The organism is Pseudomonas sp. P4_C3 (genome assembly GCF_056402075.1).
The window spans coordinates 1-9,636 of the sequence record NZ_JBFUIC010000163.1; the positions used below are offsets into that span (position 1 = coordinate 1).

Below are 9,636 nucleotides of genomic sequence, written 5' to 3' on the forward strand. Positions count from 1 at the left end.
CTCTTCGGCCGCGACGTCCCGTCCCTTCGTATACGCACGCTGGACGGCCGGGCGTGCCTTGATTCGCTCGCGCCAGGCATGGATGTGCGGATAGATCGCCAAGTCGAGGGCGAACAGGCTCAGCGGCTCGCTTAAGCCCAGTGGCGCAGGGTCGACGATCGCCGCAATCCTCCCGTTGGCGCTGATGCGCTGGAACGCGGCTTGCTTCTGTTCGCCTTCACGGATGTTGATCGCAATGGTGCGGTACGGGAGCGCCAATTCTTCGAGAAGGATGCCGATCTTCAGGCCATTGCCAGTCGGCCAGTAATAAAAATCGATCATGCGTAGGCCTTGATCGACGGTGCCATTTGCGAGGCGTTGTAATTGAGAATGCGCCCGTCAGCCTCGATGCCGTAACGACCGTTGAGGGACTCCAGCGGCAAGCCATATAGATGGAAATGCAGGGTCGGTTGTTCGCCTTCGACCCGAATGCCATGCAGGTCTTCGCCGAGAAACGAGATGGAGGTGCCCGGCTGCACAATCACTTCCTTTTCCAGGTGCAAGCTGGTGAAACCGGGCTCGCGACCCTCGTCATCCCGACGGTAGACGTAGTTGATTTCCTGGCCCTCGACGGCACTGATGATCGCCCAGGTTTCATGGTTGTGAGGGATGGTGTTTTTGCCCGGTAACAGCGAGTTCAGGTACAGCGTCGGGGTATCACCGTCGTCATTGAGACGGTAGCGGAACGCGGTGCTGCCCTGCCCCGGCACGGGGGCCGGGAACTCGTCGAAATTGAACAGATCGCGGCGCTGGGCAAGGGCTTCAAGCAAGGAAACGATTTCTGCCAGCGCGGCACGGTCGACGCCCCGTTGATGGATGACACGGATTTTCTTCAGGAAATCCTCGATGACKGCGGCACGGTTAACGKTACTCATGAACAGGCTCCTCGGTATTAGACGGACAGGCTGTAGCGACTCAGGTTGCTCAACAGATACGGATCATTGGCGATGGGCGGCCGGCGTCCCGAATCACCCAGGGCGTGGCGCAAAAACGCCCGGGTACGTTCGCTGGTGGGCTGCTGGAAGATCTGCACGGCGCTGCCGTGTTCGACGATCACGCCGTTTTCCGTGAAGTAGACGATGTCGCTGATCTCTTCGGCGAAGCGCATCTCGTGGGTCACCAGCACGCAGGTCATGCCCTCTTCGGTCAACTCGCGAATCACCGTCAGCACCTCACCGACCGTTTCCGGGTCGAGGGCCGAGGTCACCTCATCAAACAGAATCAGTTCCGGACGCATCGCCAGGGCGCGGGCAATCGCCACGCGCTGCTGCTGACCGCCCGAGAGTTGGCCCGGATAAGCATCGGCCTTGTGTTCCATACGCACCTTGGCCAACAAGGCGCGGGCGTCTTTCTCGGCCTCGATCCGGTTGCGCCCCAGCACCTTGCGCGGGGCAATCACCAGGTTTTCCAACACCGACAAATGAGGGAACAGGTTGTATTGCTGGAATACAAATCCCACGCGCTTGCGCAACTCGATGCGCTGGGCTTCCTGGGCCAGGGCGTGAACCTCGGTCGTGCCCACGCGGATGGTGCCGCGCTGGGACTGCAACAGGCCGGTGATGCAGCGCAGGATGGTCGATTTGCCCGAGCCGGACGGGCCGATGATCGACACGGCCTGACCGCGATGCACATCGAGATCGATGCCTTTGAGCACCGGGTTATTACCAAACGACAGGTGCAGGTCGCGCAGGCTGATCAAGGGCTCGGCGACGGTTTCAGGAGAAGGCATAACGTCGCTCCAGGCGTTGGGTGAGTCGGGAAATCGGGTAGCAATAGGCAAAGAACAGCACCAACAGGCTCAGGTAAATCACCACGGTGAAGCCGGTCATGTTCACGGTGTTGCTGGCGATCTGAGCGGTGTCGATCACGTCATGCACGCCCACCAGTGACGCCAGCGCCGTGCCCATGGTGATCACCGCATAAAGGTTCATCCACGGCGGCAACATGCGTTTGAAGCACTGCGGCAAGATGATCGAGCGGAAAATCTGCCCGCGAGTGAACGCCAGGGAACGTGCGGCTTCCCATTGGGTGCTGGGGATCGAGGCAATGGCGCCACGGAAAATTTCCGCGACGTTGGCACTCGCCGGCAACGCCAGGCCAATCGTGACCTTGACCCAGTCCGGGAAAGCGACATAGGCGCTGCCGATGTGGATCTCGAACGGGAACACATAGGTGGTGAAATAAATCAGCACCAGCCAGGGTGCGTTACGGAAAACCTGCACCCAGATCCGAGCCGGCAAACGCAGCAGACGCAGGGGCGACAGCGCCAACGCACCGACAAACGACCCCAACACAGACCCCAGGCCGATGGCGACGAGACTGATCAGAATGTTTTGGCCGAAGCCTGCAACCAGTGCCGGCGACCATTGCAGCAAGGCCTTGAGCACCGGGCTTTGCGGGGCGATCCAGATCAGCCAGAACACGGCGAAAATCAACAGCGACAGTTTCCCGACATGCCGACGAGGCCAGGCCACCGGCGCGGTGACGGACGATTCAATGGCCATAGCCGGGCATCCTCAGGCGCGCTTCCAGGTAGCGCCCCACACAATTGACGATAAAACTCAGCAGGCCGAAAAAACTCAGAATCAGAATCATCAGTTCCAGCACGTTGTCGCTCTGGGTCCAGATCATGATCGCCGCGTAAGTGATGTCCCCCACGGCAATGGCCGAGGCCACGGTGGTCATCTTCACCAGGTCGATCAGGTTGTTGATCAGCGACGGCAAGGCGAAGCGCACCGCCAGCGGCAGTTGCACATTCCACAGCAATTGGCGGCTGCTGAACGCAAGGGAACTGGCGGCTTCCAGTGTCACGGTCGGCACCGCTTCGATGCCGGCGCGCAAGGCTTCGGCATGGAACGCGCCCTTGTGCAGCGAGATCACGATCACCACCCAGGCGAACGGCGTCAGCGGGTTCGCCGCGCCGACCGCCTGGGTCAGCAGCATGTTCAGCACCAGGAACGCGCAATACAGCTGCACCAGCGTCGGCGTGTTGCGGGTGACTTCAACGAACACCCGTGCAGGTTTAGCCAGCCAGGGTTTCCCCGAGGTCAACATTGCCGCCAACCCGACACCGGCCAGCAGGCTGCCGACGATGGTGAACAGACATAGCAGCATTGTGGTCAGCGCGCCCTGCTCCAGGGTTGCGCGTTGATAGGCGTCCAGCAGAAAGCTGTAGTTCAGGCCGAACCCGGCGGTCCAGCGGACAAATGTTTCCAGCCAATGAATCATGCATTGCCCCGCAATTGATCACAGGCATGGGCGATCCGGCGCCCCGCTTCCGCGACGCTCTCGGTCGCAGTGGCGATAGACAAGCGAAACCACGGTGACAAGCCATAAGCGCTGCCCGCCACACCGGCCACGCCCTCCTCCAGCAGATAAGCCACGACATCGGCGTCGTTTTCCAGACGCTGACCGTCCGGGCGATAGCGGCCCAACAACCCGGCGCAGCGCACAAACACGAAGAAACCGCCCCGGGGTTCGAGCACTTCAAGGCCGTCCACGTTGCGTAAGGCGCTCATCAGTAAGTCCCGTCGTTGCTGATACGCCGCGACCTGCTCCGGCAAGAAACCCAGGCCACCCTCGAAGGCGGCCAACGCTGCGGCCTGTCCCACCGAGGAAGCTCCCGAAGTGGATTGCGACTGCACGACGGCCATGGCCTGGGTCAGCACCTGCGGCCCGGCACCGAAACCGATGCGCCAGCCCGTCATGGCGTAGGTCTTGGAAACACCGCCCACCAGCAGGCAGCGCGGCTGCAAATCCGGCGCAACGTTGAGCAGGCTCTGGGCCGGCTGACCGTCAAAGCGAATATGTTCATAGAGTTCATCCAGCAGAATCAGCACCTGCGGATGACGACGCAACACCTCGGCCAACCCTTGCAGTTCAGCCATGCTGTACACCGCGCCACTGGGGTTGCCGGGTCCGTTGAGGATCAGCCAGCGAGTGCGCTCGCCAATGTGTTGCGCCAGTTGTTGCGCGGTGAGCTTGCAGCCTTGCGCCAATCCGCATTCGATAAACACCGGCTCGCCGCCATTGAAGCGCACGCTGTCCGGGAAGGACGGCCAGTACGGGGTCGGCACCAGCACTTCATCGCCGTCGTCGAGGGTCGCGGCGAAGGCATTGAAGATGATCTGTTTGGCACCGTTGGCAATCACGATGGATTCCAGCGGATAGTCCAGACGGTTTTCCTGTTGGAGCTTGCGCTGCACAGCGACCCGCAAAGCCTTCACGCCTGGCATCGGGGTGTATTTGGTGGCACCGCCAGCGATGGCGGCATAAGCGGCCTGCTTGATGTGTTCGGGCGTGTCGAAATCCGGCTCGCCGGTGGTCAGGTCGAGAATGTCGCGACCGGCATCACGCAACGCCGTGGCTTGGGACTTCGCGGCAGCATTGGCCGACAGCGAAACACGCTGAACGCGTTTGGACAGGTGAAGATTCATGACTGAGCCACCTCCAATACCTTGCCCGGATTGAGCAGGTTTTTCGGGTCCAGCGCCTGCTTGATGCGGCGCATCAGGTCCAGTTCCACCGGACTTTTGTAGCGCTTGAGCATGTCCCGTTTGCGCTGGCCGGTGCCATGTTCGGCACTGATGGAGCCGCCATGGGCATGGGCGCTGTCATGAACCAGCAAGCTGAGCGCAGCGTAGTGAGCCATATGCGCCTCAACCGTCGAGTCAAGTGGATGAGCGACGTTGTAGTGAAGGTTGCCATCGCCCAAATGGCCGAACGTGAAATGGCGGACACCGGGAAAATGCGTCTGCAACAACGCATCGGTATGAGCGACAAACGCCACGACCTGGGAAATCGGCACTGAAATGTCGTGCTTCATGTTGCGACCGGCGCGTTTTTGCGCCTCGCTCATGTTCTCCCGTAACAGCCACAGGGCTTCGCTCTGGGCCAGACTTTCGGCGATCAACGCATCGGCCAGCAACTCGCGTTCGAAGGCCTCACTCAGCACTTCTTCAAACGCTTGACGGGCATGGCTTTCGCTGTGGTTGTCGGACAGTTCCAACAGTGCAAACCAAGGCTGCCCAGCACCGAGAAAAGGTTGCGGACCTTCTGGAAATTGCTCGCGCAGCAGCGCGAGACAGTTGGCACTGAGCAGTTCGAACGCGGTGAGGCTGGCGCCGAAACCGGCGCGGGCATGGGACAGCAATTGCACCGCCTGAGCCAAAGAATCGAAGGCCAGAAGTGCCGTCGACTGCGCCTTGGGCAAAGGGAAGAGTTTCAGGGTCGCGGCGGTGATAATCCCGAGTGTGCCTTCGCTGCCGATGAAAAGGTCACGCAGGTCGTAGCCGGTGTTGTCCTTGCGCAACCCACGCAGGCCATTCCAGATTTCACCCTCGGCAGTGACCACTTCCAGACCCAGGGTCAGCTCACGGGTATTGCCATAACGCAACACGGCGGTGCCACCGGCATTGGTGCCCAGATTGCCGCCGATGGTGCAACTGCCTTCGGCGCCCAGACTCAGGGGAAACAGCCGGCCGGCGTCACGGGCAACGTCCTGCACGGTTTGTAGAATGCAGCCCGCTTCGGCGGTCAGGGTGTCGTTGTCCGTGTCCACGGCTCGTACGCGATTCATCCGGTCGAGCAGCAGCAACACGGCGCGACCGCTGGCGTCCGGGGTGGCGCCACCCATCAACCCCGTGTTGCCGCCCTGCACCACCACCGGCGTATCGCAGGCCACGCAGGAACGAACCACCGCCGCGACTTCCTCGGTATTTCCCGGGTGCASGGCGGCGATCACCTGCCCCACGTAACGGCCCTGTTTGTCGGTCAGGTACGGCGCAGCCTCTTCGCTGCTCTGCACATGGCTGGCGCCAAGCAGCTGCTGCAAGGCCACAAACAACGGCCGACTCATGGCTGCACGGCCTGCGGCGCGGCGTTACGATATTGCTCGTGCAGGTCACGCAATGCCTGTGATGGCGCCATGCCGGTGCGCTCGCCCAACGCAATCAACCAGCCACTGCGGTGCCAGTCGCGCACAATGGCGTCCAGCTTTGCCTGGATATCGTGCTCGCCTTTACGTAACCAGATCACTGAGTTGGACGGGATCAAATCTCCCGGCAGCGGGATCTCATACCCGGCCCATTCGGCATCCCTCAACAACGCATGCATGGTCGGGCTGACATGCACCGCCGCCACACAACCATTGCCACGCAGTGACAACAAGGATTCGGACTGGCTACGGAAAGCCTTGATCTGTGCGCCGTAGGTTTCCTGCAACGGTTTGATGAAGTTGCTGCCCTGGGACACGCACACAGGCTTGCCCTTGAGGTCGGCCCACTGAGTGATGCCTGCGCCCTTGCGAATCAGCGCGGCACCACCGACTTCCTCATAGGGCGTGGGCACGTAATCGAGAATCTCGCCGCGCTCTTCAGTGAACTGCATGTTGGCGATCAGGATGTCGACCTTGCCCTGCTGCAGAAACTGCACCCGGTTCGGCGCCAGTACCGAGACGGTGTTGACCTCGACGCCCAGCGCCTTGGCGATGCCCTTGGCCAGTTCCACGTTATAGCCCAGATGCTCGCCGGTCTTGGGGTCGATGGTGCCGAACGGCGGACCACTGAGAATCACCCCAACGCTGATCGCGTGACGTTGCTCGATCTTCTCCAGCGTTGCATCGGCCTGGACGAACGTGGCAACCAGCCCGGCACACCCTGCCAGGCACAACGTGGTCAGGGTTCTAGCGGAAAAAACACGATTCATGCGCAGCTACCTTGTACGACCGTCGGGCAAGCGACGGTCTGTGAGAAACGATGGGGGGGCCGGACTCAGGCACCGTTGGCCTGGAATTGCTTTTGCAATTCCACCAAGGCCGGTGACGCGGGCGTAATGCGGTTGCGGGTCTGGGCCTCGATCAACCAGCCGCTGCGGTGCAGTTCCTTGACGATGGGATCGAGTCTGGCCTGAGTGTCGATTTCTCCGCGGCGGGTCCAGATCACCGAAGGCGCCGGGTTGAGTTCCGGTKTGAGCGTGCGATAGCCCTGCCATTCGGTACTGTCGGTGATCAACGGGTTGACCAGCGTGGCGTCATGCACGGCCGCGACGCAGTTGTTGCCGCGTAGCGCCAGCAAGGACTCCGACGAACTTTTGAACGCCTTGATCTCGACACCCAGTTCAGTGAGCGGCTTGATGTAGCTGCTGCCCTGAGAAGTGCAGACGGGTTGATTCTTCAAGTCTTCCCAGCGGGTAATCTTGCTGTCCTTGAGCACCGCTGCGGTGCCGCCCACGCGATAGAACGGCGTCGGCACGAACCCGAGGATCTCGCCGCGTTCGGCCGTCCATTCCATGTTGGCAATCAGCAAATCAACTTTGCCCTGCTGCAGAAACTGCACGCGGTTGGCGGGCAATACCGGCACCAGCTCCACCTCGGCGCCCAGTTGCCGACCCAGTTCCTGCGCGAGGTCGACGTTCAAACCACGTGGCTTCTGGGTTGTCGGATCGATCCCGCCAAAGGGACCGCCGGACAGCATTACGCCGACCACCAGCACGTGACGCTGCTGGATCTTGTCCAGCGTGGAATCGGCCTGAACACCGGCACTGGTCGCCAGCGAGATCAAGGCGCCCAGCATCACAGGCAACAATCGTTTTACAGGCGTGCGCTCAAGCAACATGGTTTTACCCTTCTGGATGATCGGCGTTCCCCGACCTGATGTGTGAGCATGCTAGGTATCACGATGACGTAACGGAAATTCAAATATCTAATATCGTTATAACTTGCGCATCACCCTCGAATAAAAAACTTTGATAATTCCAGCATTCATTGACCTCTTTAGCTTTCTCGTTAAAAAACCGGCAACAACACATAAAGCCATGTAATGTTTATGTTTGCGACTTTGATGTAAAAAACAGCCTTTGGAGCTGACATGTCGACCTCACCCACGCTCGATCTCGAATTGCTGCGCACCTTCATTGCCGTGGTGGATCACCACAGTTTTGCCGAGGCCGGCGCGCAGCTGGCCCGCACGCAATCGTCGGTCACCCAACACATGCAACGCCTGGAACAACTTGTCGGGGTGAACCTGTTCGAAAAACGCGGGCGGCAAAAACAGCTCACCGAAGCGGGCCTGCAGTTACTGCGCCATGCGCGGCAGATGCTTTCGCTCAACGACGATGCCCTGAGCTCCCTGCGAGAAAGCAGCCTGAGCGGCGTGCTGCGCATCGGTTCGCCCCACGACATCRCCGACACCATCCTGCCGCCGATCCTCAGCCGCATCGCCCGCTCGGCACCGCGCTTGCGCCTGGAGATCGACGTGGGTCGCAGTCCGTTCCTGATGGACGACCTGCACCGGGGCAAGGTCGACATGGTGATTTCCACCCGCGCAGACCCGACCCTTGAAGGCTTCGCCTTGCGCACCTCGCCGGTGTGGTGGATTTGCTCGGCCCAATACATCCATACTCCGGGCGAACCCTTGCCACTGATTCTCGTCGAGGAACCGAGTATCTATCGCCGCTACGCGCTGGAGGCCCTGGAGCGCGCCAACATTCCCTGGCGCCAGGCTTACCTGGCATCGAACCTGATCGGCATCAAAGCGGCGACGCGCGCGGGACTGGGCGTCACCCCCAGAAGTATGGAAATGCTCGGCCCGGACATGCGCGTACTGGGTGAAAATGACGGATTGCCGCGACTGCCAGACGTGACCTATCACTTGTGGATTCGCCCGAACACCGTAAACCCGCTAGTGCGTCGGGCGTATGAGTTGATTAAAAGCAGTCAAGGGCACTGATGCCCCGGTTCAGCTGCCCGCACCGCCGTGGGCTTCTTCAAAGAAGTAGTCCTTCCAGCTGGCCGCCTTGTTTTTCAGTACACCTAACTCCTGCAATTTCTCGGCATAGATGAAGGTGCGCTGTGGCACGACGGTAAAGTCGATTTCGGGGTCGGCGACGATTTTCTCAACCAGCGGCAAGGCCAGCTTCGACTGTTCCACCCGGATATAGGTCTGGGCTGCTGCAGGCTTGTCGGCCTTGATTATTTTCTCGGCCTCGGCCAGCGCGTCGTAGAACGCCTTGTAGGTTTTCGGGTTTTCGTCGTGGAATTTTTCAGTGGTGTACAGCACGTTAAACGTGGCCTGCCCGCCGAGTACGTCGTAGGAGCTCAGTACCTTGTGCACGTTGGGATTCTGCAGTTCCTGGTACTGGAACGGCGGACTGGAAAAATGTGAATTGATCTCTGAACCGCCAGCAATCAGCGCCGCCGTTGCATCCGGGTGCGCAAGGCTGATCGAGATATCGTCAAATTTCTTGAAATTGTCTTTGCCGAACTGTTTGGCCGTTTCGATCTGCAGCGTGCGCGACTGGAAACCGACCCCCGCCGCCGGTACGGCGATGCGATCTTTCTCAGTGAGGTCCTTGAGGCTCTTCACATTCGGATTATTCGTCAGCAGGTAATTGGGCATCGAGCCCAGCGAAGCAATGGCCTTGACGTTCTGCTTGCCTTTTGTCCGATCCCAGATCGTGAGCATCGGCGGCACGCCGGCTGACACCACATCCAGCGCGCCGGCCAATAGTGCCTCGTTCATCGCCGTGGCACCGGAGATGCTGTTCCAGTCGACCTTGATATCGAGGCCCTGCTCCTCGCCATGCTTCTCGATGAGCTGC

11 protein-coding genes are annotated in these 9,636 nt (G+C 60.4%); 1 reads left to right on the plus strand and 10 read right to left on the minus strand.

All coding sequences use genetic code 11. The features are described from left to right. The 9 genes from AC1DVH_RS20950 to AC1DVH_RS20990 all read right to left on the minus strand — a co-directional run. Positions 1 to 321: thioredoxin domain-containing protein (locus AC1DVH_RS20950; RefSeq protein ID WP_477755409.1), on the minus strand; the 321-nt coding region annotated here is incomplete at its 3' end. Next, positions 318 to 914 (minus strand): cysteine dioxygenase family protein, encoded by a 597-nt coding sequence (locus tag AC1DVH_RS20955; protein ID WP_477755410.1) that lies wholly within the window; start codon positions 912 to 914, stop codon positions 318 to 320. The genes AC1DVH_RS20950 and AC1DVH_RS20955, both read right to left, overlap by 4 nt. Before the next feature lie 17 nt (positions 915 to 931). After that, complete coding sequence (locus AC1DVH_RS20960) at positions 932 to 1,768, minus strand: amino acid ABC transporter ATP-binding protein (RefSeq protein WP_477755411.1); 837 nt, start codon at positions 1,766 to 1,768, stop codon at positions 932 to 934. Then, entirely contained in the window at positions 1,755 to 2,543 is a 789-nt protein-coding gene (locus tag AC1DVH_RS20965; RefSeq protein WP_477755412.1) for an amino acid ABC transporter permease, read from the minus strand. Before AC1DVH_RS20965 ends, AC1DVH_RS20960 begins: the two co-directional genes overlap by 14 nt. Then, positions 2,533 to 3,267 (minus strand): amino acid ABC transporter permease, encoded by a 735-nt coding sequence (locus AC1DVH_RS20970; RefSeq protein WP_477755413.1) that lies wholly within the window; start codon positions 3,265 to 3,267, stop codon positions 2,533 to 2,535. The genes AC1DVH_RS20965 and AC1DVH_RS20970 overlap by 11 nt, the downstream gene beginning before the upstream one ends. Continuing rightward, positions 3,264 to 4,475 (minus strand): aminotransferase class I/II-fold pyridoxal phosphate-dependent enzyme, encoded by a 1,212-nt coding sequence (locus AC1DVH_RS20975; protein WP_477755414.1) that lies wholly within the window; start codon positions 4,473 to 4,475, stop codon positions 3,264 to 3,266. Before AC1DVH_RS20975 ends, AC1DVH_RS20970 begins: the two co-directional genes overlap by 4 nt. Then, the gene (locus tag AC1DVH_RS20980) at positions 4,472 to 5,896 is read right to left on the minus strand and encodes an FAD-binding oxidoreductase (protein ID WP_477755415.1); all 1,425 of its coding nucleotides are present in this window, start codon (positions 5,894 to 5,896) and stop codon (positions 4,472 to 4,474) included. Before AC1DVH_RS20980 ends, AC1DVH_RS20975 begins: the two co-directional genes overlap by 4 nt. Next, on the minus strand, positions 5,893 to 6,744 hold the full coding sequence (locus AC1DVH_RS20985) for a transporter substrate-binding domain-containing protein (RefSeq protein ID WP_477755416.1): 852 nt from the start codon (positions 6,742 to 6,744) through the stop codon (positions 5,893 to 5,895). Before AC1DVH_RS20985 ends, AC1DVH_RS20980 begins: the two co-directional genes overlap by 4 nt. Positions 6,745 to 6,809: 65 nt before the next feature. Then, positions 6,810 to 7,652, minus strand: a complete 843-nt coding sequence (locus tag AC1DVH_RS20990; protein ID WP_477755417.1) for a transporter substrate-binding domain-containing protein — start codon at positions 7,650 to 7,652, stop codon at positions 6,810 to 6,812. Between the two features lie 252 nt (positions 7,653 to 7,904). On the opposite strand from AC1DVH_RS20990, the gene AC1DVH_RS20995 reads away from it, so the two are divergent. Beyond that, on the plus strand, positions 7,905 to 8,765 hold the full coding sequence (locus tag AC1DVH_RS20995; RefSeq protein ID WP_477755418.1) for a LysR substrate-binding domain-containing protein: 861 nt from the start codon (positions 7,905 to 7,907) through the stop codon (positions 8,763 to 8,765). A gap of 9 nt (positions 8,766 to 8,774) precedes the next feature. Here AC1DVH_RS20995 and AC1DVH_RS21000 read toward each other — a convergent pair. Next, a partial coding sequence (locus AC1DVH_RS21000) for an ABC transporter substrate-binding protein (RefSeq protein WP_477755419.1) occupies positions 8,775 to 9,636 on the minus strand: 862 nt, incomplete at its 5' end.

Excerpts from the sequence above, each read along its gene's own strand:
- AC1DVH_RS20960 (WP_477755411.1), bottom strand. The coding sequence starts at position 1,768 with ATGCCTTCTCCTGAAACCGTCGCCGAGCCCTTGATCAGCCTGCGCGAC.
- AC1DVH_RS20965 (WP_477755412.1), bottom strand. The coding sequence starts at position 2,543 with ATGGCCATTGAATCGTCCGTCACCGCGCCGGTGGCCTGGCCTCGTCGG.
- AC1DVH_RS20970 (WP_477755413.1), bottom strand. The coding sequence starts at position 3,267 with ATGATTCATTGGCTGGAAACATTTGTCCGCTGGACCGCCGGGTTCGGC.
- AC1DVH_RS20975 (WP_477755414.1), bottom strand. The coding sequence starts at position 4,475 with ATGAATCTTCACCTGTCCAAACGCGTTCAGCGTGTTTCGCTGTCGGCC.
- AC1DVH_RS20985 (WP_477755416.1), bottom strand. The coding sequence starts at position 6,744 with ATGAATCGTGTTTTTTCCGCTAGAACCCTGACCACGTTGTGCCTGGCA.